This window comes from Pseudomonas sp. H11T01 (assembly GCF_048515765.1).
Taxonomy (GTDB): Bacteria; Pseudomonadota; Gammaproteobacteria; order Pseudomonadales; family Pseudomonadaceae; genus Aquipseudomonas.
In genome coordinates this window covers 84,248-111,227 of record NZ_JBLYED010000008.1, presented here as the reverse complement: position 1 = coordinate 111,227, position 26,980 = coordinate 84,248, and the positions used below count along the sequence as shown (strand labels likewise).

Genomic DNA, 26,980 nt, shown 5'->3' with positions numbered 1-26,980 from the left:
GCATTTTGCGGCAGTTTGTTTATTGCCAGTTGGAATAAGAAAGGACTTCATGAAACGTCTGCTGCTAACTGCGGTTCTCACCGTATTGATGATCGCCGAAGTTCACGCCGAGTCCTTCACTATCTCCGATATTCGCGTCAATGGCCTCCAGCGGGTCTCCGCGGGTAGTGTCTTTGGTGCCTTGCCGTTGAACGTCGGTGAGCAGGCGGACGATCGTCGCCTGGTGGAATCCACTCGTGCGTTGTTCAAAACCGGTTTCTTTCAAGATATCCAGCTGGGCCGCGATGGCAATGTCCTGGTCATCACGGTAGTCGAGCGTCCATCTGTCGCCAGTATCGAGATCGACGGGAACAAGGCGATTTCCACTGAAGATCTGATGAAAGGCCTCAAACAATCCGGCCTGTCCGAAGGCGAGATCTTCCAGCGTGCGACCCTTGAGGGCGTGCGTAACGAACTGCAGCGTCAATATGTTGCTCAGGGCCGCTACTCGGCGACTGTCGACACCGAAGTGGTGCCACAGCCTCGTAACCGCGTTGCCTTGAAGGTCAACATCAACGAAGGCACTGTGGCGGCTATCCAGCACATCAACGTGGTGGGTAACACGGTTTTCCCTGATGAAGATCTCATCGACCTGTTCGAACTGAAAACTACTAACTGGCTGTCGTTCTTCAAGAACGATGACAAGTACGCTCGTGAAAAACTCTCCGGTGACCTGGAGCGCCTGCGTTCCTACTACCTGGACCGTGGCTATATCAACATGGATATCGCTTCGACCCAGGTGTCGATCACCCCGGACAAGAAACACGTCTACATCACTGTTAACGTCAATGAAGGCGAAAAGTACAGCGTTCGTGACGTCAAACTGAGCGGTGACTTGAAAGTGCCTGAAGACCAGGTCAAGTCGTTGCTGCTGGTTCAGAAGGGGCAGGTTTTCTCGCGCAAGCTGATGACCACCACTTCCGAGTTGATCACTCGTCGTCTGGGTAACGAGGGTTATACCTTCGCAAACGTCAACGGCGTGCCACAGCCCCACGATGAAGATCACACGGTTGATATCACGTTTGTGGTTGACCCTGGCAAGCGTGCTTACGTGAACCGTATCAATTTCCGTGGCAACACCAAGTCGGAAGACGAAGTGCTGCGCCGGGAAATGCGTCAGATGGAAGGTGGCTGGGCTTCGACCTACCTGATCGACCAGTCGAAAACTCGACTGGAGCGTTTGGGCTTCTTCAAAGAAGTCAACGTCGAGACTCCGGCAGTGCCAGGCACTGACGACCAGGTCGACGTCAACTACAGCGTCGAAGAACAAGCGTCCGGTTCGATCACCGCCAGCGTCGGTTTCGCACAGAGCGCCGGTTTGATTCTCGGTGGCTCGATCACTCAGAACAACTTCCTGGGTACCGGTAACAAGGTCAGCATCGGCTTGACCCGCAGCCAATACCAGAGCCGCTATAACTTCGGTTATGTCGACCCCTACTGGACTGCTGATGGCGTCAGCCTGGGCTACAACGCTTTCTATCGCACCACGGACTACAAAAACCTTGATGTCAACGTAGCAAGCTACGCGGTAGACAGTCTGGGTGCGGGTGTCAGCGTCGGTTACCCGATCAGCGAAACCTCGCGGCTGACCTTCGGCCTGAATGCGCAAAAAGACACGATCAAGACTGGCCAGTTCACCGTTGACGAAATTTTCGGCTTCGTTAATAAAGAAGGCGATAACTACCTGAACTTCAAGGCTTCGGCTGGCTGGTCCGAATCGACCCTGAACAAGGGCGTGCTGGCAACCCGCGGTCATTCTCAGAGCGTGGTTCTGGAAGCCACGACTCCAGGCAGCGATCTCTCGTTCTTCAAGCTTGACTACCGTGGCCAGCTGTTCCAGCCATTGACTGATACCTACACCATGCGTTTGCACACTGAGTTGGGCTATGGTGATGGTTATGGTTCGACCGACGGGCTGCCGTTCTACGAGAACTACTACGCGGGTGGTTTCAATTCGGTTCGCGGCTTTAAAGACAGCTCCTTGGGGCCACGTAGTACCCCGAGTCGTGGCGTCGGTGCTACTGGCAACGCAGGTACTGCTCTTGATCCGGACCAGAGTGCACTCCCGTTCGGCGGTAATGTGCTGATTCAAGGTGGTGTAGAAGTTCTGTTCCCTATGCCTTTCATCAAAGATCAGCGGTCGCTGCGCACCTCGGTATTCTGGGATGTGGGCAACGTGTTCGACTCCAAGTGCACGCAGGTTACGAATAGCGACGGTACGACGAAATCCAACACGCAATGCAACGATATCAGTCTTGGCAACCTGGCCAGTTCCGTTGGCGTTGGCGTGACCTGGGTTACCGCGCTGGGTCCATTGAGCTTCAGCCTGGCGATGCCAGTCAAAGAACCGGATAACGCTGACACCCAGGTGTTCCAATTCTCCCTCGGCCAGACCTTCTAATAGTCTGACCTAAGATAACGACAATGGATTTTGTAGGAGTGCATCGTGCGTAAGTTGACTCAATTGGTTCTCCTGGCGACTGTCCTGGTAGCGACCCCGGCATTTGCCGAAATGAAAATTGCGGTACTGAACTATCAAATGGCTCTGCTGGAGTCCGACGCGGCGAAGAAATACGCCGTGGATGCCGAGAAGAAGTTCGGCCCACAACTGACCAAGCTGAAGTCTCTGGAAAGCAGTGCCAAAGGCATCCAGGACCGTCTGGTCAGTGGCGGCGACAAAATGCAGCAAGGCGAGCGTGAGCGCCTTGAGCTCGAGTTCAAGCAAAAGGCTCGTGACTTCCAGTTCCAGTCCAAGGAACTGAACGAAGCCAAAGCCGTTGCCGACCGTGAAATGCTGAAACAGCTCAAGCCGAAATTGGATAGCGCTGTGGAAGAAGTCATCAAGAAAGGTGCTTTTGACCTGGTCTTCGAGCGTGGCGCAGTGATTGATGTCAAGCCTCAGTACGACATCACTCGTCAGGTTATCGAGCGCATGAATCAGCTGAAGTAATCCATGACAGTGACTATAAAACTCGGCCAGCTGGCCGAGTTCCTAGGCGCCACCCTACGTGGTTCCGCGGAGAAAGAAATTACTGGGCTAGCCACTTTGCAGGAGGCTGGCCCAGCTCAGTTGAGCTTTCTGGCAAATCCCCAATACCGTAAATATCTGGCAGACAGCAAGGCCGCAGCCGTATTGCTGAAGGTCGCTGACGCCGAAGGTTTTGCGGGTGACGCGCTGGTAGTGGCCGACCCATATCTTGCGTACGCGCGGGTTTCTCATCTATTCGATCCCAAGCCCAAAGCCAGCGTCGGTATTCATCCGACTGCGGTTGTGGCTGAAGATGCGGTGGTCGATCCGGCTGCGAGCATCGGTGCATTTGCTGTGATCGAAAGCGCCGCACGCATTGCCGCTGGCGTTACGGTCGGCGCTCACTGCTTTGTTGGGGCTCGTAGCGAGATCGGTGAAGACGGCTGGTTGGCTCCGCGGGTGACGCTGTACCACGACGTGCGGATCGGCAAGCGTGTGGTGATTCAGTCCGGCGCTGTCATTGGCGGTGAAGGCTTTGGCTTCGCCAATGAAAAAGGTGTCTGGCAGAAGATTGCCCAGATCGGTGGCGTGTTGGTCGGTGACGATGTGGAGATTGGCGTGAACACTGCCATCGACCGCGGCGCGTTGGCCGATACCGTGATCGGTAATGGCGTGAAGCTGGATAACCAGATTCAGATCGCTCACAACGTGCAGGTGGGTGATCACACCGCCATGGCCGCATGCGTGGGGATTTCCGGTAGCACCAAAATCGGCAAGCATTGCATGCTCGCCGGTGGCGTCGGGCTGGTTGGGCACATCGATATTTGCGACAACGTTTTCCTGACCGGGATGACCATGGTGACCCACTCGATTACAGAAGCGGGCTCCTATTCTTCCGGTACGGCGATGCAGCCTGCTGCCGAGTGGCGCAAAAGCGCGGCACGCATTCGTCAGCTCGACGACATCGCGCGACGCCTGCGGCAATTGGAAAAGCGTGTAGGGGACGTGACCCCTGGCGGTAATGCTTCATCAGATGGCTGATACCATTTCCATATCAAGTGTGCACAGCCGCTAGACTGCCTCCTTGATTTGCTAGAGGGGTGCGCGTCAGTCGCGCGCTCCCAATCTTTACTACAGGCTTCCCCCCGAAATGATGGACATCAACGAGATTCGCGAATACCTGCCTCACCGTTACCCGTTCCTGCTGGTGGATCGGGTAGCGGAGCTGAATGTTGAGGGCAAGTACATTCGTGCCTACAAGAATGTCAGCATCAACGAACCTTTCTTCAATGGTCACTTCCCGGCGCATCCGATCATGCCGGGCGTGCTGATCATCGAGGCGATGGCTCAGGCTGCCGGTATCCTTGGTTTCAAAATGCTCGACGTGAAGCCTGCCGATGGCACTCTTTACTACTTCGTCGGTTCCGACAAGCTGCGCTTTCGCCAGCCCGTCACCCCTGGCGATCAGTTGATCCTGGAAGCGCGCTTCATCAGCTGCAAGCGTCAGATCTGGAAATTCGAATGCCAGGCTTCGGTCGATGGCAAGCCAGTCTGCTCCGCTGAAATTATCTGCGCGGAACGCAAACTATGAGTTTGATTGACCCTCGCGCAATCATCGATCCGACGGCCATTCTGGCCGACGACGTCGAGGTCGGCCCTTGGTCGATCGTCGGCGCTGGTGTGGAAATCGGCGAGGGTACAGTGATCGGGCCGCACGTGATTCTCAAAGGCCCGACTCGAATCGGTAAGCACAACCGCATCTACCAGTTTTCATCGGTAGGTGAGGACACGCCCGATCTCAAATACAAAGGTGAAGAAACACGTCTGGTAATTGGTGACCACAACATCATCCGTGAAGGCGTTACCATTCACCGTGGGACCATTCAGGACCGTGCCGAAACGACCCTGGGCGATCACAACCTGATCATGGCCTATGCGCACATTGGCCACGACAGCGTCATCGGCAACCATTGCATCCTGGTCAACAACACCGCGTTGGCGGGCCACGTACACGTTGAAGACTGGGCGATCCTCTCCGGTTTTACCCTGGTTCACCAGTACTGCCATATTGGCGCCCACAGCTTTTCCGGCATGGGTACTGCTATCGGCAAGGATGTTCCGGCCTACGTCACGGTATTCGGCAACCCTGCCGAGGCGCGCAGCATGAACTTCGAAGGCATGCGCCGTCGTGGTTTCAGCGAAGATGCGATCCACGCGCTGCGTCGTGCCTATAAGGTGGTTTACCGTCAGGGGCTGACTGTCGATCAGGCACTCGCCGAACTGACCGAACCGTCTGCGCAGTTTCCGGAAGTCGCGGTATTCCGTGATTCGATTCAGTCTTCGACTCGCGGCATTACTCGTTAATCATGGCTACTTTGCGTATTGCACTGGTGGCAGGCGAGGCCTCCGGCGATATCCTGGGCGCTGGCTTGATGCGCGCCCTCAAGGCACAACATCCTGCGGTTGAGTTCATCGGTGTCGGCGGTCCGCTGATGCAGGCCGAAGGTTTGACGTCCTATTTCCCGATGGAGCGTCTGGCAGTCATGGGGCTGGTTGAGGTGCTGGGGCGTTTGCGTGAGCTGCTGGCTCGGCGCAAAAAGCTTATCCAGACGTTGATCGCGGAGAAACCGGATGTATTCATCGGGATCGATGCACCGGATTTCACGTTGAATATCGAACTCAAACTGCGACAGGCCGGGATCAAGACCGTGCACTACGTCAGCCCATCGGTCTGGGCCTGGCGTCAGAAGCGCGTACTGAAGATTCGTGAAGGCTGCGATCTGATGCTGACGCTGTTTCCGTTCGAAGCGAAATTCTACGAAGAGAAGGACGTGCCAGTGCGTTTTGTCGGTCATTCCCTGGCCGACGCAATCCCCCTTAATGCAGATCGCGCCGCTGCTCGCGCGGAGCTGGGATTGCCCAATGGGCCGCTGGTTGCCTTGATGCCGGGCAGTCGTGGCGGTGAAGTCGGTCGCCTGGGCGGTCTGTTCCTCGACGCAGCAGAACGTCTGCGTGCCTTGCGTCCAGGTGTGCGTTTTGTAATGCCGTGCGCGAGCCCTGAGCGTCGAATACAGCTCGAAGAGTTACTGGCAGGCCGGGACTTGCCGCTGACGCTGCTCAACGGTCGTTCCCATCAAGCACTTGCCGCCTGTGACGCCGTGTTGATTGCCTCGGGTACCGCGACTCTGGAAGCTCTGCTGTACAAGCGGCCGATGGTGGTTGCTTATCGCCTGGCGCCACTGACGTTCTGGATTCTCAAGCGCATGGTAAAAAGCCCCTACATCTCCTTGCCCAACTTGCTGGCGCAGCGTTTGCTGGTGCCCGAGTTGTTGCAGGACGATGCAACGGCTGAAGCCTTGGCGCAGACATTGTCACCCTTGATCGAAGGCGGCGAAGAGCAGACCAGAGGCTTCGATGAGATTCATCGAACATTGCGCCGCGATGCCTCGAATCAGGCCGCTGAAGCGGTACTGAACCTGATCGGCACACCACGATGAGTAATATAAAGATGCAGATGGGACTGGATTTTACCTTGGTCGCCGACGCCGAAGACCTGGTTGCCGGCGTCGATGAAGTCGGTCGCGGCCCGTTGTGCGGTGCGGTGGTGACGGCGGCGGTGATCCTTGATCCGAAACGGCCGATTCTCGGTCTCAACGACTCGAAGAAGCTCACCGAGGCCCGTCGCGAAAAGCTCTACGACGAGATTTGCGAAAAGGCTCTGAGCTGGTGTGTTGCCCGCGCTGAAGTCGAAGAAATCGACGAGCTGAATATCCTGCACGCCACCATGTTGGCCATGCAGCGCGCGGTGGAAGGGCTGAGCATTACACCGAAACTGGCAATGATCGATGGCAATCGCTGCCCGAAACTGTCGATGCCTGCCGAAGCGGTCATCAAGGGTGACGGCAAGGTTCCGGCGATCGCCGCTGCCTCGATTCTGGCCAAGGTCAGCCGTGATCGTGAAATGGCTGCTTTCGAATTGATTTACCCGGGTTATGGCATTGGTGGGCACAAAGGCTACCCGACGCCTGTACACCTGGAGGCTCTGGCCCGCCTGGGGCCGACGCCGATTCACCGACGTTCATTCGCGCCTGTGCGTCTGGCTTACGAAGCGCGGGAAGGTTTGACTGAGGTTTAGTCAACAGGCTGATGTTTTGCTCAGGGCCCGGTACAATCCGGGCCTTGTCGTTTTCGAGTTCTACACAGGATCACTATGCCGGCTTCATTCGTTCACCTGCGCCTGCACACTGAATACTCCCTGGTCGACGGTCTGGTGCGGATCAAGCCGCTGGTCAAGACCCTGGTCGGCATGAACATGCCAGCCGTGGCGGTCACTGACCAGAACAACATGTGTTCCCTGGTCAAGTTCTACAAGGCTGCCATGGGCGCCGGGATCAAGCCGATCTGTGGCGCGGACCTGTGGTTATCGAACAAGGATCCTGAGAACTCGCTGAGCCGAATCAGTCTGCTGGCAATGAACGGTGTCGGCTATCGCAACCTCACCGAGTTGATCTCCCGCGGCTTTATCGATGGTCAGCGCAATGGCTCGATCATCATCGAGCGCGAGTGGGTGGCCGAGGCCAGCGAAGGCTTGATCATGCTGTCGGCGGCGAAGGAGGGTGAAATCGGTATCGCCCTGCTCAGCGGCAATCCGGATGAAGCCGAGACGTTGGCCCGTGAGTGGATGGCCGTATTCCCGGATCGTTTCTATCTGGAAGTACAGCGCACCAATCGTCCGAATGACGAAGAGCAACTGCACGGTGCCGTGGCCCTGGCCGAGAAAATCGGCGCGCCATTGGTGGCGACCAACGATGTACGCTTCATCAAGCGGGAAGATTTCGAAGCCCACGAAACCCGCGTCTGCATCGGCGAGGGCCGCGCTCTCGACGATCCGCGCCGTTCAAAGAACTACAGCGATCAACAGTACCTCAAAAGTGCCGAGGAAATGGCCGAGCTGTTCAGCGACTTGCCAGAAGCGCTGGAAAACTCAGTCGAGATCGCCAAGCGCTGCAACATCGAAGTGAAGCTCGGCAAGCACTTCTTGCCCAACTTCCCGATTCCCGATGGCATGACCATCGATGAATATTTCCGCAAAGTGTCTTTCGATGGTTTGGAGGAGCGACTGAGTGTCCTGCTGCCCAAAGACACCACCGAAGACTACGAAGCCAAGCGCCAGGTTTACGTCGACCGGTTGAATTTCGAGCTGGATATCATCATCCAGATGGGGTTCCCTGGTTACTTTCTGATCGTTATGGACTTTATCCAGTGGGCCAAGAGCAACGGCGTGCCGGTCGGCCCTGGCCGTGGGTCGGGTGCCGGGTCGCTGGTGGCCTACGTACAAAAGATCACCGACCTTGACCCGCTGGAATATGACCTGCTGTTCGAACGTTTCCTTAACCCGGAACGGGTATCCATGCCCGACTTCGACGTCGACTTCTGCATGGACGGTCGAGATCGGGTGATCGAGTACGTGGCCGAGAAGTACGGTCGCAATGCGGTAAGCCAGATCATTACCTTCGGTTCCATGGCGGCGAAAGCTGTAATTCGGGACGTGGCGCGGGTGCAGGGCAAGTCTTACGGCTTGGCGGATCGACTGTCGAAGATGATTCCCTTCGAAGTCGGCATGACCCTGGAAAAAGCCTATGAGCAAGAAGAAATCCTCCGGGACTTCATCAAGATCGATGAAGAAGCCGCTGAAATCTGGGAGATGGCGCGCAAGCTCGAAGGTGTGGTGCGTAACGTGGGTAAGCACGCTGGTGGCGTGGTTATCGCACCGACCAAGCTCACTGATTTCTCGCCGATCTATTGCGATGAGGCCGGCGACGGTCTGGTGACCCAGTTCGATAAGGATGACGTCGAGGCCGCCGGTCTGGTGAAGTTCGACTTCCTCGGTCTGCGGACCCTGACGATTATCGATTGGGCGCTCAAGACCATCAACCGCGAGCGCGCCAAGGTTGATCAGCCTCCGCTGGACATCGCGTTCATTCCGCTGGACGACAAACCGACTTACCAGTTGCTGCAAAAGGCCGAAACCACAGCGGTGTTCCAGCTTGAGTCGCGTGGCATGAAAGAGCTGATCAAAAAGCTCAAGCCCGACTGCCTGGAAGACTTGATCGCACTGGTGGCGTTGTTCCGTCCGGGTCCTTTGCAATCGGGCATGGTGGACGACTTCATCAACCGTAAGCACGGTCGCGCTGAACTCGCCTACCCGCACTCCGATTATCAGTACGAAGGTTTGAAGCCAGTCCTGGCGCCGACCTACGGCATCATCCTGTATCAGGAACAGGTGATGCAGATTGCCCAGGTCATGGCCGGCTACACCCTTGGTGGTGCGGACATGCTGCGTCGGGCCATGGGTAAGAAAAAGCCCGAAGAAATGGCCAAGCAACGCGGCGGTTTCATTGAGGGTTGTGCGACCAATAATATCGATGCCGACCTTGCCGGTAACATTTTCGACCTGGTAGAGAAATTCGCTGGTTACGGCTTCAACAAATCTCACTCCGCCGCCTATGGCCTGGTCTCGTACCAGACAGCATGGCTGAAGACTCACTACCCGGCGCCGTTCATGGCCGCGGTACTTTCAGCGGATATGCACAACACCGACAAGGTCGTGACCTTGATCGAAGAAGTGCGCACGATGAAGCTGCGCCTCGACGCGCCGGACGTGAATACCTCCGAGTTCAAGTTCACGGTGAACGACGAAGGCCGCATTATTTACGGGCTGGGCGCGATCAAGGGTGTGGGCGAAGGTCCAGTGGAAGCGATCACCGAGGCGCGTCAGGACGGTCCGTTCACGGACCTGTTCGATTTCTGCGCCCGTGTCGATCTCAAGCGTATCAACAAACGCACCCTGGACGGTTTGATCCGCAGCGGCGCGCTGGATCGTCTAGGCCCTTACTTCCATGATGAGCCGAAAGCCTATCAGGCCAATATCGACCGCAACCGGGCGGTCTTGTTGACCGCGATGGAAGGGGCGATCAAGGCGGCCGAACAAACTGCACGCACACATGACAGTGGTCACGCGGACCTGTTTGGCGGGCTGTTTGTCGAGGAAGACGCCGATGTCTACGCCAATCACCGAAATGCAAAGGAGCTGACCCTCAAGGAACGCCTGAAAGGGGAGAAAGATACCCTGGGCCTGTACCTGACCGGTCACCCGATCGACGAATACGAAGGCGAGATCCGCCGCTTCGCCCGTCAGCGCATCATCGACCTGAAACCGGCTCGGGATACCCAGACGGTCGCGGGCATGATCATCGCTCTGCGGGTCATGAAGAATAAAAAGGGCGACAAGATGGGTTTCATCACCCTCGACGATCGCTCGGCGCGGATCGAAGCGTCGCTGTTTGCCGAGGCGTTCCACACGGCGCAATCCTTGTTGCAGACCGATGCGATGGTGGTGGTCGAAGGCGAAGTCAGCAACGACGACTTCTCCGGAGGCCTGCGCCTGCGGGTCAAGCGCGTGATGAGCATGGAAGATGCTCGTACCAATCTGGCCGAAAGTCTGCGCTTGAAGGTACACACCGATGCCCTGAAAGGCGATCGGCTAAGCTGGCTGGGCGAGTTGTTCAAGCGTCACCGGGGCGCGTGCCCGATTACCGTGGAATACACCGGTCCCGACGCCAAGGCTTTGCTGCAGTTTGGCGAGACCTGGCGAATCGACCCGGCAGACAGCTTGATTCAAGCCCTGCGTGACCAGTTCGGGAGAGACAACGTCTTCCTCCAATACCGTTGACGGTCAGGTGCTATCAATATGCCCTGATCTCGACCTTGATTTTTAATCTCGACCTGAACGCGCCTGTCCCTTAAGGTAGGGCGCGAATAGACAACCGGCCGGCCCAAGCTCTCTTGGACGTCGACCCAAGACGGACGCCTATGAACCCGAATTTTCTTGATTTCGAACAGCCGATCGCCGACCTGCAAGCCAAGATCGAAGAGTTGCGCTTGGTCGGTAATGACAATTCGCTGAATATCGGCGATGAAATCTCTCGTCTGCAAGACAAGAGCAGCACGCTCACTGAAGATATCTTCGGCAAGTTGACCAGCTGGCAGATCGCTCGCCTGGCGCGTCACCCGCGTCGCCCGTACACCCTCGACTACATCGAACACATCTTCACCGAGTTCGATGAGCTGCATGGCGATCGGCACTTCTCCGACGATGCCGCCATTGTCGGTGGTGTTGCCCGCCTGGAAGACCAGCCGGTGATGATCATCGGTCACCAGAAAGGCCGCGAAGTACGCGAAAAAGTTCGCCGCAACTTCGGTATGCCGCGTCCGGAAGGCTATCGCAAGGCCTGCCGTCTGATGGAGATGGCCGAGCGCTTCAAGATGCCGATCCTGACCTTCATCGACACCCCGGGCGCATACCCGGGTATCGACGCTGAAGAGCGTAACCAGAGCGAAGCGATTGCCTGGAACCTGCGCGTCATGGCACGCCTGAAAACCCCAATCATCGCTACCGTGATCGGTGAGGGTGGTTCCGGTGGTGCACTGGCGATTGGTGTCTGCGATCAGCTGAACATGCTGCAATACTCGACGTACGCGGTTATCTCTCCGGAAGGTTGCGCCTCGATTCTCTGGAAAACTTCCGAGAAAGCGCCGGATGCTGCCGAGGCTATGGGCATCACCGCCGATCGTTTGAAAGGCTTGGGTATTGTCGACAAGGTCATCGGCGAACCCTTGGGTGGCGCGCACCGTGATCCGGCAGCCGCGGCAGCGTCGATCCGTGCGGAACTCAGCTCGCAACTGGCGATGCTGAAGAAGTTCGATAACGACGCGCTGCTGGCTCGTCGCTACGAGCGTCTGATGAGCTACGGTCTCTGACAGATCGCTCCTTGTAGGAGCAGGGGGGACGCCCAGTTCTTGCCCGCGATAGGGGCGCCTCGGTCAATCTGACTGACCGCGTTATCGTTCATCGCGAGCAAGCTCGGCTCCTACAGGTTTCGGTGCCTTCATGATTCAGCACAAAAACCAACTGTCCGCCAGATTGCTTCATGCTCTGGCGCCCTGGCGTGACGCCTCAACCTGGCGCATCGCGTTCTCCGGTGGTCTGGATTCCACTGTCCTGCTGCACCTGCTTGCCGATCTCGCGCAACACCATCCTCTGCCGGCGTTAACCGCCATCCATATCCATCATGGCCTTCAGGCTGCGGCAGATGCGTGGCCTACTCATTGTCAGGCCGTGTGTGACGCCTTGTGCGTGCCCTTGCAGGTGGTTCGCGTCCGGGTACAGTCTGGCGCCAGCCTTGAGCGCGCCGCTCGCGATGCGCGGTATGCCGCGTTTGCCGAGGTAACCCAGGCCAATGAGTTGCTGCTGACTGCCCAGCACCGGGACGATCAAGCGGAAACGCTGCTTTTCCGTTTGCTGCGCGGGGCAGGGGTGAGGGGGTTGTCGGCGATTCCTGAGCAGCGTCCGCTGGGGCTCGGTCATCTGCTACGGCCATTGCTCGATGTGTCGCGAGCCGAGTTGGAGGCCTATGCCAGTGAGCATCAGTTGAGCTGGATCGAAGATCCTTCGAATGATGATCGGCAGTTTTCCCGCAACTACTTGCGCCATCGGGTATTCCCGGTACTGACCGAGCGTTGGCCGCAGGCGGTGACGACCATCGCCCGTAGCGCCGCGCACCTGAGTGAGGCCCAAGGCCTGCTCGATGAGCTGGCCGAAATGGATCTCGCCAATGCCTGCACGACCAGCGAGTTCGATTGGCTAGGACTACCTTCGCTGGCGTTGGCACCCCTGGAAACACTGTCGATGGCTCGCCAGCGCAATGCTTTGAGTCACTGGCTGTGCGCACGGACTCTTTTGCCTGATAGCGACCACTGGTCGGGTTGGCAAACCTTGCGGGATGCGTCGGGTGATGCACGGCCTATCTGGCGTCTGGGCAACGGTGAACTGCATCGGGCCGGCGGGCGAGTCTGGTGGTTGTCCGGCAGTTGGTTGCGAGCCGCAGAACCGGTCCCGATCTGGACGGATCCGGCCTCGGTGTTGCTGTTGCCCGATAACGGCCAGTTGAGACTCAGTGGTCAAGTTCCTGAAGGGCCATTGCACGTGCGCTACCGTCAGGGCGGCGAAGTCATGCATCTGCCGGGGCGTGGTCATCGGGATCTGAAGCGGTTGCTTAACGAAAACGGTTTGCCGCTGTTCGCCCGTGGCAGATTGCCGCTGGTGTACCGCGACGAGCAATTACTGGCGGTTGCGAACCTCCCCGGACTGGACGCAAGTGCCCATGAATGCTGGCAATTGCATTGGCAGCCACCTTGGAGCGATCAAGGTTTGAGCTGAAAGGGGCTTTCCGGTAGACTACGCTCCCTTCTTGATACAACTTCTGTGGATTCCCAAGAATTGCAGGAGTTGCCGATTACCAAGCAGTCTTTGCTGGGCGATTCTCAAAAAATGTGTAGCGCGTACCGTATCGGTGTTCTGTGCCGATCTGTTCCAACGCAGCAATTTTTCGAAAGATGCACTGTAATTAATGCAGGTGATCGGGGGCTTCGGCCTTCCTTCGCTTTCCCCGGCGGCTTCGACCGCTTTAACGCAGACTTCTAGGGTTTTTCATGACGCGCTACATCTTCGTCACGGGCGGTGTTGTTTCTTCATTGGGGAAAGGCATTGCCTCGGCTTCATTGGCGGCCATCCTGGAGGCGCGGGGACTTAAGGTCACCATGCTCAAGCTGGACCCCTATATCAACGTTGATCCGGGCACCATGAGCCCGTTCCAGCACGGTGAAGTGTTCGTCACTCACGACGGCGCCGAAACCGACCTGGACCTGGGCCACTACGAGCGGTTCATCCGCACGACCATGACCCAGAACAACAACTTCACCACTGGCCGTGTCTACGAACACGTCCTGCGCAAGGAGCGCCGTGGTGATTATCTGGGCGCAACGATCCAGGTGATTCCGCACATCACTGACGAGATCAAACGCCGGATCATCAAAGGTGCTGGCGATGCCGACGTGGCCATGGTCGAGATTGGTGGCACCGTGGGTGACATCGAGTCCCAACCATTCCTCGAGGCAATCCGTCAGCTGCGCTTCGAAGTCGGCGCTAAACGCGCGATGCTGATGCATCTGACTCTGGTGCCATACATCGCCACTGCCGGCGAAACCAAGACCAAGCCCACCCAGCACTCGGTCAAGGAACTGCGTTCCATCGGCCTGCAGCCGGACGTGCTGGTGTGCCGCTCCGACCACCCGATCGACATCGCGTCGCGTCGCAAGATCGCCCAGTTCACCAACGTTGAAGAACGTGCGGTGATTGCCCTCGAAGACGCCGATACCATCTACAAGATTCCGGGCATTCTGCATTCCCAGGGCCTGGATGATTTCGTCGTCGAGCGTTTCGGCCTGGAATGCAACGGCGCCGATCTGTCCGAGTGGGAAGCTGTGGTCGACGCCAAGCTCAACCCTGAGCACGAAGTCACCATCGCCATGGTCGGCAAATACATGGAGCTGTTGGACGCGTACAAGTCGCTGATCGAAGCGATGAGTCACGCCGGCATCACCAACCGCACCAAGGTCAACCTGCGCTATATCGATTCCGAAGACATCGAGAACCAGGGCACCGCGCTGCTGGAAGGCGTCGATGCCATCCTGGTGCCGGGCGGCTTCGGTCTGCGTGGCGTGGAAGGCAAGATCACCACCGTGCAATACGCTCGCGAAAACAAGGTTCCTTATCTGGGTATCTGCCTGGGTATGCAAGTCGCCGTGATCGAGTTCGCCCGTAACGTGCTGGGCTGGAAAGACGCCAACTCCACCGAGTTCGATCGCGCCAGCGGTCATCCTGTGGTCGGCTTGATCACCGAGTGGGAAGACGCCACCGGTGCAGTCGAAACCCGTACCGAAACTTCCGATCTAGGCGGCACCATGCGTCTGGGCGCTCAGGACTGTCTGCTGGAAGCGGGTTCCCTGGTTCATGATTGCTACGCCAAAGACGTCATCGTCGAGCGTCATCGTCATCGTTATGAAGTGAACAACAATCTGCTGCCGAGCCTGATCGAAGCCGGTCTGAAAATCTCCGGTCGTTCCGGCGATGGCGCGTTGGTTGAAGTGGTTGAAGCACCGGATCATCCATGGTTCGTCGCTTGCCAGTTCCACCCTGAGTTCACCTCGACACCGCGCGACGGTCACCCGTTGTTCAGTGGCTTCGTCAAGGCTGCTTTGACTCAACATCAGAAGAAGGCTTGATTCCATGGCACAGAAAATCATCCGCGTCGGCAACATCGAGATCGCCAACGATAAACCGATGGTGCTGTTCGGTGGCATGAATGTGCTGGAAAGTCGCGACATGGCCATGCAGGTCTGTGAAGAGTACGTAAAGGTTACCGAGAAACTCGGTATTCCTTACGTGTTCAAGGCCAGCTTCGACAAGGCCAACCGCTCGTCCGTGACCTCTTACCGTGGCCCAGGCCTGGAAGAAGGTATGCGGATTTTCCAGGACATCAAAGAAGCGTTCGGCGTGCCGATCATTACTGATGTCCATGAGCCTGAGCAGGCTGCTGTGGTCGCCGAGGTCTGCGACATCATCCAGTTGCCGGCCTTCCTGTCGCGTCAGACCGATCTGGTGGTGGCCATGGCCAAGACCGGCGCGGTAATCAACATCAAGAAAGCCCAATTCCTCGCCCCTCATGAAATGAAACATATCCTGAGCAAGTGCGTAGAAGCGGGTAACGATCAGTTGATCCTCTGCGAGCGCGGTTCGAGTTTCGGCTACAACAACCTGGTTGTGGACATGCTCGGCTTCGGCATCATGAAGCAGTTCGAATACCCGGTGTTTTTCGACGTGACCCATGCGCTGCAAATGCCTGGTGGTCGCTCCGATTCCGCTGGCGGTCGTCGCGCCCAGGTCACTGACCTGGCCAAGGCGGGCATTAGCCAGTCGCTGGCTGGTTTGTTCCTCGAAGCGCATCCGGACCCGGACAACGCCAAATGCGACGGCCCTTGTGCCTTGCGTCTGGACAAGCTGGAGCCATTCCTGGCTCAACTCAAGGCTTTGGATGAACTGGTGAAGAGTTTTCCGACAGTAGAAACCGCGTAAACCTGATTTCTCCGGTAAAGTACCGCTCGATTTATCGCTCTGGCCTGCGGGCCGCACTGCTCTGGTAGGAGCGCGGCTTGTCGGCAATGGCGTCCTTGTGGGCTCCATCGCTGGCAAGCCATGCTCCTGCAGCGTTCTAGTCAACTTTGGAGTGTTTACAACAATGGCAAAAATCGTCGACATCAAAGGTCGTGAAGTTCTCGACTCCCGTGGCAATCCCACCGTCGAAGCGGACGTGCTTCTCGATAACGGCATCATCGGCAGTGCATGCGCGCCGTCCGGTGCTTCCACTGGCTCGCGTGAAGCACTCGAGCTGCGTGATGGCGACAAGAGCCGTTACCTGGGCAAGGGAGTGCTCAAAGCTGTAGCCAACATCAACGGTCCGATCCGTGACCTGTTGCTGGGTAAAGACCCGGTTGACCAGCAGGCATTGGACCGCGCGATGATTGCGCTGGACGGTACCGAAAACAAAGCAACCCTGGGCGCCAACGCGATCCTTGCCGTTTCCCTGGCTGCGGCCAAGGCAGCAGCACATGATCAAGACCTGCCGCTGTACGCTCACATCGCCAACCTCAACGGTACTCCGGGTGTTTACTCGATGCCGGTTCCGATGATGAACATCATCAACGGTGGCGAGCACGCCGATAACAACGTCGACATCCAGGAATTCATGGTTCAGCCGGTTGGCGCCAAGACTTTCTCGGAAGGTCTGCGCATGGGCACCGAGATTTTCCATCACCTCAAAGCTGTGCTGAAAGCCCGTGGCCTGAGCACTGCCGTCGGTGACGAAGGTGGTTTCGCGCCGAACCTGGCTTCCAACGAAGACGCTTTGAAAGTGATCTCTGAAGCCGTGGCCAATGCCGGTTACAAGCTGGGCACCGACGTGACCCTGGCTCTTGACTGCGCCGCCAGCGAATTCTACGAAGACGGCAAGTACAACCTGTCCGGCGAAGGCCAGGTGTTCACCGCTGAAGGTTTTGCCGATTACCTCAAAGGCCTGACCGAGCGTTACCCGATCATCTCCATCGAAGATGGCCTGGACGAGTCCGACTGGGCTGGCTGGAAAATCCTCACCGACAAGATCGGCGAGAAGACCCAACTGGTAGGCGACGACCTGTTCGTGACCAACACCAAGATCCTGAAAGAAGGCATCGATAAAAAGATCGCCAACTCGATCCTGATCAAGTTCAACCAGATCGGCACCCTGACTGAAACCCTGGAAGCCATCCAGATGGCCAAGGCCGCTGGTTATACCGCTGTGATCTCGCACCGCTCCGGCGAAACCGAGGATTCGACCATTGCCGACCTGGCCGTGGGCACTGCAGCGGGCCAGATCAAAACCGGTTCGCTGTGCCGTTCCGACCGCGTTTCCAAGTACAACCAACTGCTGCGTATCGAAGAGCAGTTGAATGGCAAAGCCAAGTACAACGGTCGCAGCGAGTTCCGCGGCTGATTGGTAAATGGTAAAAAGACACCGGATTGTGTCGGAAAAATCGCTACAGCGATGAATTTGCCACTAATCTGATGCCTTATAAGCACAAGCCTGGTTCTTCCAGGCTTCGTGCTATTAGTCGTTTCAAAGTTGTTGGCATGGCTGTCTTTTTTCACTGGAAACCCGATATTCGATGCGCAGTCCCAATTGGTTGTTCCTCGTCTTGCTCTTGCTGCTGGCTGGCCTGCAGTACCGCCTGTGGGTGGGGAATGGCAGTCTGGCGCAGGTAGCCGAACTGACTCAGCAGATTGCTGACCAGCACGCCGAAAACGCAACGCTGCTGGAGCGCAACCGGGTCATGGATGCGGAAGTCCTCGAGTTGAAAAAAGGTATGGAGACCGTTGAAGAGCGGGCTCGCCATGAGTTGGGTATGGTCAAGGAGGGTGAAACCCTCTACCAGTTGGCCCAATGATTCAGACGTTACCGGCCTTCTGGGCCGTGATTCCTGCCGCGGGCGTCGGTGCCCGTATGGCCGCGGACCGTCCCAAGCAATATCTGCAACTGGGCGCACGCACAATTCTTGAACACAGCCTCGGCTGTTTCCTCGATCATCCGGCCTTGAAGGGGCTGGTGGTCAGTCTTGCTATGGATGATCCCTATTGGCCAACCCTGGCTTGCGCCTGTGACCCGCGAATTCAGCGGGTGGATGGTGGCCAGGAGCGCTCGGGCTCGGTACTCAACGCGTTGCTTCATTTGCATGCGCAAGGTGCTGCCGACGAGGACTGGGTGTTGGTCCACGATGCCGCGCGGCCAAACCTTTCCCGCGATGATTTGGACAAGCTGCTGATTGAACTGGCGGACGATCCTGTCGGCGGGCTATTGGCTGTGCCAGCACGCGACACCCTGAAACGCGTCGACAAGCAGGGGCGAGTGGTCGAAACCGTTGATCGCAGTTTGATCTGGCAAGCCTATACACCGCAGATGTTTCGTCTCGGCGCGTTGCATCGAGCCTTGGCTGACAGTCTGGTGGCGGATGTGACAATCACCGATGAGGCCTCGGCCATGGAGTGGGCAGGTTTGGCTCCACGCTTGATCGAAGGTCGCGCGGACAACATCAAAGTCACCCGCCCCGAAGACCTTGAATGGCTACGCCAACGCTGGGCAAAGAGCTTTGCGTAGCAGTCGCAGCTACTCCAGATACTCCGGTCTCTTGGCCAATCCTTCCTTCAGATAATCCACCAGCTTGCGCACCTTGGGCGACAGATGCCGTTGCTGCGGATAAAGCGCCCAAACGGCTGTATTCGGCGGTTGATGGGCTTCGAGCAGAGAAATCAACCTGCCGTTATTGAGATGCTCCAGCACGTAATAGTCCGGCAACTGACACAGCCCCACGCCTTGTAACGCGGCATCCAGCACTGCCTGCCCACTGTTGCAGCGCCAGTTTCCTTGCACACGTTGCGAAAACTCCCGCCCGTTCTGTTCCAGCTGCCAGATATCCGAACTGCCGATCAGGCAGTTATGCCGACTCAGTTCGGACAAGCTGTGCGGCCGGCCATAACGTTCGAGATATGACGGTGAGGCGCACAGATACATGCGCCGTGGTGCCAGGCGAGTGGCGACCAGTCGCGAGTCCTGCAGGCGGCCCAAGCGGATCGCCAGATCCAGACCTTCATGCACCAGATCGAGCGGGCGGTTGCTCAGCTCGATATCCACTCGCAGTTGTGGATAGAGCCCCATGAAACGGGTCACCAACGGCACTATAAAGCGCTCTCCGTAAGCCACGGCACAGGTCATGCGCAGCATGCCTTTGGGTTCGCTGGTCAGGTCACCGACTGCGCGCAAAGCCTCTTCGCGACCATCCTGCAAACGCTGGCAATGCTGCAAGAAGGTCTGTCCGGCCTCGGTCAGCGTCACCCGGCGGGTGCTTCGGTAGAGCAGTCGGGTTTGCAGACGCTCCTCGAGTCGGACGATCTGCCGACTGATGTGCGACGACGAAACACCAAGGCGTTCAGCGGCTGCGGTGAATTGGCTGCACTCGGCGACGGCGACAAACTCGTCGATGCCTTCCCAGCCCCAGCTATTCTCATTCATAAAGAGATTTGCATGCAGATTATCCCTGTACGGCAATAATGTTTTGCTTTTGATCGGATTATTCATCGTCAGGCAATGTTTTACACTCCTTGTCTCGTTTTTATTCACTGGAGAAGCTGGATGATCAAGTCGCGCGCTGCCGTTGCCTTCGAGGCCAAGAAACCCCTTGAGATCGTTGAAGTCGATGTCGCCATGCCCAAGGCTGGTGAAGTCCTGCTACGAGTCGTCGCTTCCGGTGTCTGCCATACCGATGCCTACACCCTGTCGGGCGCGGATCCGGAAGGCATCTTTCCATCGATCCTTGGCCACGAAGGTGGCGCGGTGGTCGAGGCGATCGGCGAGGGCGTGACCTCGGTAGCGGTCGGCGATCACGTGATCCCGCTCTACACGCCCGAGTGCGGCAAATGCAAATTCTGCCTGTCGGGTAAAACCAATCTTTGCCAGGCCATTCGCGCGACCCAGGGCAAAGGCTTGATGCCCGACGGCACCTCGCGTTTTTCCTACAAAGGTCAGCCGATTTTCCACTACATGGGTACTTCTACCTTCTCCGAATACACCGTACTGCCAGAAATTTCGGTGGCGAAGATTCCTAAAGAAGCACCGCTGGAAAAGGTCTGCCTGCTGGGTTGCGGCGTCACCACCGGGATCGGTGCAGTGATCAATACCGCCAAGGTCAAGCCGGGCGATACCGTGGCGATCTTCGGTCTGGGCGGTATTGGTTTGTCGGCGGTGATCGGTGCGGTCAAAGCCAAGGCTGGGCGCATCATTGCCATCGACATCAACCCGGCCAAATTCGAAATTGCCAAGCAACTGGGCGCGACCGATTGTGTGAATCCAAAAGACTTCGATCGTCCGATTCAGGACGTCATCGTCGACATGACTGACGGCGGTGTGGACTTCTCCTTTGAGTGCATCGGCAACGTACAACTGATGCGCGCCGCACTTGAGTGCTGCCACAAAGGTTGGGGCGAGTCGGTGATCATCGGTGTGGCCGGTGCAGGTCAGGAAATCTCTACCCGTCCGTTCCAGTTGGTGACTGGCCGGGTCTGGCGCGGTTCTGCCTTTGGTGGCGTGCGTGGTCGTACCGAGTTGCCGAGCTACGTTGAAATGGCGCAGACCGGTGAGATTCCGCTGGATACATTCATTACTCACACCATGGGCCTGGAAGACATCAACAAGGCTTTCGATCTGATGCATGAAGGTAAAAGCATCCGTACCGTTATCCATTTCTGAGGTCGGCCATGAGTCTGGAAAACCTGTCCTGCCAGAAAAGCTTCGGCGGCTGGCACAAACGCTACAAGCACCATTCCGAAGTCCTCGGCTGCGACATGGTGTTTGCCGTATACCTGCCGCCGCAAGCGGAGCAGGGTGGCAAGTTGCCGGTGCTGTATTGGTTGTCCGGTTTGACCTGCACCGACGAGAACTTCATGCACAAGGCCGGCGCTATGCGGATGGCGGCCGAACTCGGACTGATCATCGTCGCGCCGGACACCAGCCCGCGCGGCGCCGATGTACCGGATGATCCGGAGGGTGCCTGGGATTTTGGACTGGGAGCGGGTTTTTACCTGAATGCCACGCAAGAACCCTGGGCCAAACACTATCGGATGCATGACTACGTGGTGCAGGAATTACCGGCACTGGTCGAAGCGCATTTCCCGGCGTCCGACAAGCGTGGGATCAGTGGTCACTCCATGGGTGGCCACGGCGCGCTGGTGTGTGCATTGCGTAACCCTGGACGTTATCAGTCGGTGTCGGCTTTTTCGCCGATCAATAATCCGATGGATTGCCCTTGGGGTCAGAAGGCTTTCTCGCGCTATCTCGGTGAAGAGCGCGCGCGTTGGCGCGAGTGGGATGCCTGTGCGTTGATCGCCGAAGCGAGCGAGAAGTTGCCGTTGCTGGTGGACCAAGGCGATCGCGATGATTTTCTGGCGACTCAGCTCAAGCCCGAAGCGTTGCAACAAGCGGCCAAACTCGCAGATCATCCACTGACCTTGCGACTGCAGCCTGGCTACGACCATAGCTATTTCTTTATCGCCAGCTTCATCGATGATCACTTGCAGCATCATGGGCGCGCTCTAAACGCCTAATGTCCGACAAAGCAGGTAGAATCACGCCCTGACTAAATCGGGGCGTTTTTTTATGCGTATTGGCCACGGCTATGATGTGCACCGTTTCGCTGAAGGCGATTTCATCACTCTGGGCGGCGTGCGGATTGCACACAGCTTCGGGCTGCTCGCCCACTCCGACGGTGACGTCTTGCTGCATGCCCTGAGCGATGCGTTGCTCGGTGCTGCCGCGTTGGGGGATATCGGTAAACACTTTCCGGACACCGACCCGCAATTCAAGGGTGCTGACAGTCGCGCCCTGTTGCGGCACGTCGTCGCATTGGTTCAGGCCAAAGGCTGGAAAGTCGCCAACGTCGATAACACCATCGTTGCCCAGGCGCCAAAAATGGCTCCGCATATCGAATCGATGCGCGCGCTGATTGCCGCGGATCTTCAAGTTGAGTTGGATCAAGTGAACGTAAAAGCTACCACCACCGAAAAGCTCGGCTTTGTCGGTCGCGAAGAAGGCATTGCCGTGCACTCCGTTGCCTTGTTGCTGCGCGCATGAATGAACTGCAATTGCTCGGCCCGCGTGCCTATGGCGAACCTCTGGGAACGGCGGTCCTGAAAGCGACGGCTGAAGATTTTCAGGTCGATGAAGTCCTTGATATTCCACTGAGCGGCGACGGTGAACACCTGTGGTTGTGGGTGGAAAAACGCGGCCTGAATACCGAAGACGCGGCCCGGCGCATTGCCAAGGCCGCGGGTGTGCCTCTACGTACTGTGAGTTACGCGGGTTTGAAGGATCGTCAGGCACTGACCCGGCAATGGTTCAGCCTGCAGCTGCCTGGCAAGGCCGACCCCGATTTGTCGGCGGCGGAAAACGACACGCTGAAAATCCTGAAAAGCGCTCGGCATAAACGTAAATTGCAACGCGGTGCCCACGCGGCCAACGGGTTTACTTTGCGTTTGACTCAACTGGCGGGGGACAAGGCGGCTATAGAAGAACGCCTGCAACTGATCGCCAGGCAGGGCATTCCGAACTATTTCGGCGCCCAACGCTTTGGTCATAACGGCGGCAATCTGGTCGATGCCCGTGACTGGGCCGCTCGCAAGGCGCTGCCGGAGCAGCGCAATGTGCGTTCCCGTCTGCTTTCTACTGCCCGCAGTTATCTGTTCAATCAGGTGCTGGCTGCGCGTGTCGCCGATGGCAGTTGGCAGCAAGCTCAGGTTGGTGATTTGCTCGCGTTCACCGATAGCCGCAGCTTTTTCCCGGCAGGCGAAGCGGAATGCAGCGACCCGCGTCTGGCCATTCTTGATCTGCACCCGACCGGGCCGCAGTGGGGCGAGGGTGAGTCACCGGCGACCGGCGCAACGCATGTGCTTGAGCAGGAAGTCGCTGCCCACGAAGCTGATTTGCGCGATTGGTTGATTAAAGCGGGAATGAGCCACGAACGTCGCATCCTGCGGCTGCCCATTGGCGGGTTGACGTGGCATTATCCCTCGCTGGACATTCTGCAACTGGAATTCGTCCTGCCGGCCGGATGCTTCGCCACTGTATTGGTGCGCGAACTCGTCGATCTGGTGCCGGTGGGGCAGACGGACAGCTCATGCGTATTCTGATTTCTAACGACGATGGGGTAACAGCACCCGGTCTCGCCGCGCTTTATGCTGCGCTGGCGGATTACACCGAGTGCGTGGTTATCGCCCCGGATCAAGACAAAAGCGGCGCCAGCAGCTCGCTGACGCTCGACCGTCCGTTGCACCCGCAAACCTTGGCAAACGGCTTTATCAGCATCAACGGAACACCCACCGATTGTGTTCACCTGGGCCTCAATGGTCTGTTGGAGCGCGAGCCGGACATGGTGGTTTCGGGGATTAACCTCGGCGCCAATCTGGGTGACGATGTGCTGTATTCCGGTACTGTCGCGGCGGCACTCGAGGGGCGTTTTCTCAAGCGTCCATCCTTTGCCTTTTCGCTGGTGTCGCGTCAGGTCGAGAACCTGTCGACCGCCGCATACTTCGCGCGCAAACTGGTAGAGGCTCAAGCCCTGCTGGATTTGCCGCCGCGTACCGTGCTGAACGTGAATATCCCCAATCTGCCGCTTGATCACATTCGTGGCATCCAGCTGACTCGTCTGGGCCATCGCGCCCGTGCTGCGGCGCCGATGAAAGTGGTTGATCCACGAGGCAAGGCCGGTTACTGGATCGCAGCGGCAGGTGATGCCGAAGATGGAGGCCCGGGCACTGACTTTCATGCGGTGATGCAAGGTTATGTTTCGATCACCCCGTTGCAGCTCGATCGCACCTTCAATGATGCCTTCAGTAGCCTCGATGGCTGGCTGGAGGGGCTGCGCTGATGGGGCGTGAACAAGACGACCTGTTGCGTCGAGGTATCGGTATGACGTCTCAACGAACTCGCGAGCGCTTGATTCAGCGGTTGTACGAAGAGGGACTGACCAACGCCCAGGTACTGGAAGTGATCCGTCGTACTCCGCGTCATCTCTTCGTCGATGAGGCGCTGGCACACCGCGCCTATGAAGACACCGCGTTACCGATCGGCCATAACCAGACGATCTCTCAGCCTTATATGGTGGCTCGCATGAGCGAGCTGTTGTTGGCAGCTGGCCCGCTGGACAAAGTTCTGGAGATTGGTACCGGGTCTGGCTATCAGACGGCGGTCCTCTCGCAACTGGTTGAGCGGGTGTTCTCGGTTGAGCGGATAAAGGTTTTGCAGGACCGCGCCAAGGAACGCCTGGTCGAGTTGAACCTGCGTAACGTGGTGTTTCGTTGGGGGGATGGTTGGGAAGGCTGGCCGGCGCTGGCGCCGTACAACGGCATCATTGTTACCGCGGTTGCCACCGACGTTCCTCAGGCCTTGCTCGATCAACTGGCCCCTGGCGGGCGCTTGGTGATTCCAGTTGGCGCTGGCGAAGTGCAACAATTGATGTTGATCATCCGTGAAGAACAGGGCTTCTCTCGGCAGGTTTTGGGCGCTGTGCGCTTTGTGCCTTTGCTCAATGGGCCATTGGCCTGATCTTTTATTTAAACGCGATGAATTCTGCTCGATGGCGTTTGTCTTACAGCGCGATTGTTCAGATAAACGTGATTGAGCGTCGGTCAGCAATCGTTTGCATTTCTCTATTTGGCTTTGACGGCGGTAAAGGATGAGCGTGCGGTTATACTGGCGACATTCCAGGCCTGAACAGGCAAAATTTATTATCAGCCACCACATAGGGAGCGGCGGGTGAGTCTCACAGTCATTGCGCAGCGTATGGGTATAACAAGCTTTCAGCGACTGGTGATTGGCCTTGTCTTGAGTTCCATGTTGGTTGCGTGTTCCAGCAACCCTTCGGGCAGCAGTGCGCGGGTGGTTGACCGCAATAACGCGGCGCCCCAGAAACCGGTCGTAACCACTGGCCAATATGTTGTTCGCCGCGGCGATACATTGTTCTCGATCGCCTTTCGTTATGGTTGGGACTACAAAGCCCTGGCGGCACGCAACAATATTCCTGTGCCTTATACGATTCACCCGGGTCAGACGATTCGCTTTGACGGCCGTTCAGGTTCAACACCGACAACACCGACAACCGTCGTTTCAACATCGGATTTAACACCTTCCTCTTCCAGTAAATTCACGATAACTCGTCGTCCGGTCGGCACTGCAATCGACACCACGGCAGGAGCTACAGCTGGCGCTACAGCCAGTGTCGCAAGCAAGCCGGCGCCTGCTCCGCTTCCGCCTGCAGGGCCTGCACCGACCGGGTGGGGGTGGCCTTCCAACGGCATTTTGATCGGGAAATTCTCTTCAAACGGCAGTTTGAATAAAGGCATTGATATCGCCGGAGATTTGGGACAGCCTGTTTTAGCTGCATCTGATGGGACGGTTGTTTACGCCGGGAGTGGCTTGCGGGGCTACGGCGAATTGGTCATTATCAAACACAGCGATACCTACGTAAGTGCTTACGGCCACAACCGTAGGCTATTGGTTCGGGAGGGGCAGCAGGTCAAAGTCGGACAGGCAATTGCCGAAATGGGGTCAACTGGTACAGACCGGGTGAAACTGCACTTTGAGATTCGCCGTCAGGGTAAACCTGTAGATCCGCTGCAATTCCTGCCACGTCGTTGATCCGTTACCAGCCTGTTCCTTCACGTACTTAGGAACAGGCTCCAGCGTTGCCAAGGATAAAGGCGCCGCTTGAGCTTGAGGTCGAACTCACCAAAGGACTATAACAATGGCTCTCAGTAAAGAAGTGCCGGAGTTTGACATCGACGATGAGGTTCTCCTTATGGAGGCCGGCGTCGCTACGGATTCGATGTCGAATGAGGGATCTGCTGCACCTTCGGTTCGCGCAAAATCCAAACACTCCGCTTCACTAAAACAGCATAAGTACATCGATTACACCCGAGCGCTCGATGCGACTCAGTTGTATCTCAATGAAATCGGCTTTTCTCCATTGCTCTCTCCGGAAGAAGAAGTTCATTTTGCGCGTTTGTCGCAGAGTGGTGATCCGGCCGGGCGCAAGCGCATGATTGAAAGCAACCTGCGACTGGTGGTGAAAATCGCCCGACGCTACGTCAATCGTGGGCTATCGCTGCTCGATCTGATCGAAGAGGGCAACCTCGGCTTGATCCGTGCGGTGGAGAAATTTGATCCGGAACGCGGCTTCCGCTTTTCGACCTACGCAACGTGGTGGATTCGTCAGACCATCGAGCGCGCAATCATGAATCAGACCCGGACCATCCGGTTGCCGATCCATGTGGTCAAAGAGCTCAACGTCTACCTGCGGGCAGCACGTGAACTGACTCAAAAGCTCGATCACGAACCTTCCCCTGAAGAAATCGCTAACCTGCTGGAAAAACCGGTAGGCGAGGTCAAGCGCATGCTGGGCCTCAATGAGCGGGTTTCTTCGGTCGACGTCTCACTGGGTCCGGATTCGGATAAAACCCTGCTGGACACCCTGACAGATGACCGTCCAACCGACCCTTGCGAGTTGCTCCAGGACGATGATCTGTCGCAAAGCATCGATCAGTGGCTCTCGGAGCTGACTGACAAGCAGCGAGAGGTGGTGATACGCCGCTTCGGGCTGCGTGGCCACGAGAGCAGTACGCTGGAAGATGTAGGCCTGGAGATTGGCCTGACCCGCGAGCGGGTCAGACAGATTCAGGTTGAAGGCCTCAAACGCCTTCGAGAAATCCTTGAGAAAAACGGTCTGTCGAGTGAGTCGCTGTTCCAGTAACTGGAACGCATTAGCTTGGCAATGAAAAGCCCCGACTGCCTCGGGGTTTTTTATTGTGCTTAATAAAGCTGACGGGCCAGCAGGGCTCTGTCGTCGTTTCAGGTTTAGTCTTTTGCTCGTGTAAGCCTTGGC

Annotated in this window: 24 protein-coding genes; 23 read left to right on the top strand and 1 reads right to left on the bottom strand. The window is 57.3% G+C overall.

Annotated elements, in window-relative coordinates:
- Nucleotides 1–49 precede the first annotated feature (49 nt).
- The 15 genes from bamA to ispD all read left to right on the top strand — a co-directional run bounded on the left by bamA (nt 50) and on the right by ispD (nt 18,651).
- Entirely contained in the window at nt 50–2,440 is a 2,391-nt protein-coding gene (bamA, locus tag ACN1C3_RS12895; protein WP_419116195.1) for an outer membrane protein assembly factor BamA, read from the top strand.
- A 45-nt stretch (nt 2,441–2,485) separates the two neighbouring features.
- Nucleotides 2,486–2,989 (top strand): OmpH family outer membrane protein, encoded by a 504-nt coding sequence (locus ACN1C3_RS12890; RefSeq protein ID WP_419116194.1) that lies wholly within the window; start codon nt 2,486–2,488, stop codon nt 2,987–2,989.
- A 3-nt stretch (nt 2,990–2,992) separates the two neighbouring features.
- A complete protein-coding gene (lpxD, locus tag ACN1C3_RS12885; RefSeq protein ID WP_419116193.1) occupies nt 2,993–4,048 on the top strand; it encodes a UDP-3-O-(3-hydroxymyristoyl)glucosamine N-acyltransferase in 1,056 nt (351 codons plus the stop codon).
- A 109-nt stretch (nt 4,049–4,157) separates the two neighbouring features.
- Entirely contained in the window at nt 4,158–4,598 is a 441-nt protein-coding gene (gene fabZ, locus ACN1C3_RS12880) for a 3-hydroxyacyl-ACP dehydratase FabZ (protein WP_419116192.1), read from the top strand.
- Nucleotides 4,595–5,371: an acyl-ACP--UDP-N-acetylglucosamine O-acyltransferase gene (lpxA, locus tag ACN1C3_RS12875; RefSeq protein WP_419116191.1), complete on the top strand. Its 777-nt coding sequence runs from the start codon at nt 4,595–4,597 to the stop codon at nt 5,369–5,371. Before fabZ ends, lpxA begins: the two co-directional genes overlap by 4 nt.
- 2 nt (nt 5,372–5,373) lie before the next feature.
- On the top strand, nt 5,374–6,504 hold the full coding sequence (lpxB, locus tag ACN1C3_RS12870) for a lipid-A-disaccharide synthase (RefSeq protein WP_419116190.1): 1,131 nt from the start codon (nt 5,374–5,376) through the stop codon (nt 6,502–6,504).
- A gap of 11 nt (nt 6,505–6,515) precedes the next feature.
- Nucleotides 6,516–7,142 (top strand): ribonuclease HII, encoded by a 627-nt coding sequence (gene rnhB / locus ACN1C3_RS12865; RefSeq protein ID WP_419116337.1) that lies wholly within the window; start codon nt 6,516–6,518, stop codon nt 7,140–7,142.
- 75 nt (nt 7,143–7,217) lie between these two features.
- The gene (dnaE, locus tag ACN1C3_RS12860) at nt 7,218–10,739 is read left to right on the top strand and encodes a DNA polymerase III subunit alpha (protein WP_419116189.1); all 3,522 of its coding nucleotides are present in this window, start codon (nt 7,218–7,220) and stop codon (nt 10,737–10,739) included.
- Between the two features lie 140 nt (nt 10,740–10,879).
- Nucleotides 10,880–11,827, top strand: a complete 948-nt coding sequence (locus tag ACN1C3_RS12855; RefSeq protein ID WP_419116188.1) for an acetyl-CoA carboxylase carboxyltransferase subunit alpha — start codon at nt 10,880–10,882, stop codon at nt 11,825–11,827.
- 130 nt (nt 11,828–11,957) lie between these two features.
- Nucleotides 11,958–13,286 (top strand): tRNA lysidine(34) synthetase TilS, encoded by a 1,329-nt coding sequence (gene tilS / locus ACN1C3_RS12850; RefSeq protein ID WP_419116187.1) that lies wholly within the window; start codon nt 11,958–11,960, stop codon nt 13,284–13,286.
- Between the two features lie 272 nt (nt 13,287–13,558).
- Entirely contained in the window at nt 13,559–15,190 is a 1,632-nt protein-coding gene (locus ACN1C3_RS12845) for a CTP synthase (protein WP_419116186.1), read from the top strand.
- A 4-nt stretch (nt 15,191–15,194) separates the two neighbouring features.
- Nucleotides 15,195–16,040 carry a 3-deoxy-8-phosphooctulonate synthase gene (kdsA, locus tag ACN1C3_RS12840; RefSeq protein ID WP_419116185.1) on the top strand — a complete coding sequence of 282 codons (846 nt, stop codon included), beginning with the start codon at nt 15,195–15,197 and terminating at the stop codon, nt 16,038–16,040.
- 163 nt (nt 16,041–16,203) lie between these two features.
- Nucleotides 16,204–17,493 (top strand): phosphopyruvate hydratase, encoded by a 1,290-nt coding sequence (gene eno, locus ACN1C3_RS12835; protein ID WP_419116184.1) that lies wholly within the window; start codon nt 16,204–16,206, stop codon nt 17,491–17,493.
- Between the two features lie 172 nt (nt 17,494–17,665).
- Entirely contained in the window at nt 17,666–17,944 is a 279-nt protein-coding gene (gene ftsB, locus ACN1C3_RS12830) for a cell division protein FtsB (RefSeq protein ID WP_419116183.1), read from the top strand.
- Nucleotides 17,941–18,651: a 2-C-methyl-D-erythritol 4-phosphate cytidylyltransferase gene (gene ispD / locus ACN1C3_RS12825; RefSeq protein WP_419116182.1), complete on the top strand. Its 711-nt coding sequence runs from the start codon at nt 17,941–17,943 to the stop codon at nt 18,649–18,651. The genes ftsB and ispD overlap by 4 nt, the downstream gene beginning before the upstream one ends.
- 9 nt (nt 18,652–18,660) lie before the next feature.
- On the opposite strand, the gene ACN1C3_RS12820 is transcribed toward ispD, so the two are convergent.
- Nucleotides 18,661–19,563 (bottom strand): LysR substrate-binding domain-containing protein, encoded by a 903-nt coding sequence (locus tag ACN1C3_RS12820; protein WP_419116181.1) that lies wholly within the window; start codon nt 19,561–19,563, stop codon nt 18,661–18,663.
- 120 nt (nt 19,564–19,683) lie between these two features.
- On the opposite strand from ACN1C3_RS12820, the gene ACN1C3_RS12815 reads away from it, so the two are divergent.
- From ACN1C3_RS12815 to rpoS, 8 genes are all read left to right on the top strand, one after another.
- Nucleotides 19,684–20,796, top strand: a complete 1,113-nt coding sequence (locus ACN1C3_RS12815; RefSeq protein WP_419116180.1) for an S-(hydroxymethyl)glutathione dehydrogenase/class III alcohol dehydrogenase — start codon at nt 19,684–19,686, stop codon at nt 20,794–20,796.
- A gap of 8 nt (nt 20,797–20,804) precedes the next feature.
- A complete protein-coding gene (gene fghA / locus ACN1C3_RS12810) occupies nt 20,805–21,650 on the top strand; it encodes an S-formylglutathione hydrolase (protein WP_419116179.1) in 846 nt (281 codons plus the stop codon).
- A 52-nt stretch (nt 21,651–21,702) separates the two neighbouring features.
- Nucleotides 21,703–22,176, top strand: coding sequence for a 2-C-methyl-D-erythritol 2,4-cyclodiphosphate synthase (gene ispF, locus ACN1C3_RS12805; protein ID WP_419116178.1), 474 nt, complete (start codon nt 21,703–21,705; stop codon nt 22,174–22,176).
- A complete protein-coding gene (truD, locus tag ACN1C3_RS12800) occupies nt 22,173–23,231 on the top strand; it encodes a tRNA pseudouridine(13) synthase TruD (protein ID WP_419116177.1) in 1,059 nt (352 codons plus the stop codon). The genes ispF and truD overlap by 4 nt, the downstream gene beginning before the upstream one ends.
- Nucleotides 23,219–23,968, top strand: a complete 750-nt coding sequence (gene surE / locus ACN1C3_RS12795; RefSeq protein WP_419116176.1) for a 5'/3'-nucleotidase SurE — start codon at nt 23,219–23,221, stop codon at nt 23,966–23,968. Before truD ends, surE begins: the two co-directional genes overlap by 13 nt.
- A 41-nt stretch (nt 23,969–24,009) precedes the next feature.
- Complete coding sequence (locus tag ACN1C3_RS12790; protein WP_419116336.1) at nt 24,010–24,645, top strand: protein-L-isoaspartate(D-aspartate) O-methyltransferase; 636 nt, start codon at nt 24,010–24,012, stop codon at nt 24,643–24,645.
- Between the two features lie 210 nt (nt 24,646–24,855).
- Nucleotides 24,856–25,737: a peptidoglycan DD-metalloendopeptidase family protein gene (locus ACN1C3_RS12785; RefSeq protein WP_419116175.1), complete on the top strand. Its 882-nt coding sequence runs from the start codon at nt 24,856–24,858 to the stop codon at nt 25,735–25,737.
- Between the two features lie 106 nt (nt 25,738–25,843).
- A complete protein-coding gene (gene rpoS, locus ACN1C3_RS12780) occupies nt 25,844–26,848 on the top strand; it encodes an RNA polymerase sigma factor RpoS (protein ID WP_419116174.1) in 1,005 nt (334 codons plus the stop codon).
- The last annotated feature ends 132 nt before the right edge of the window (nt 26,849–26,980 follow it).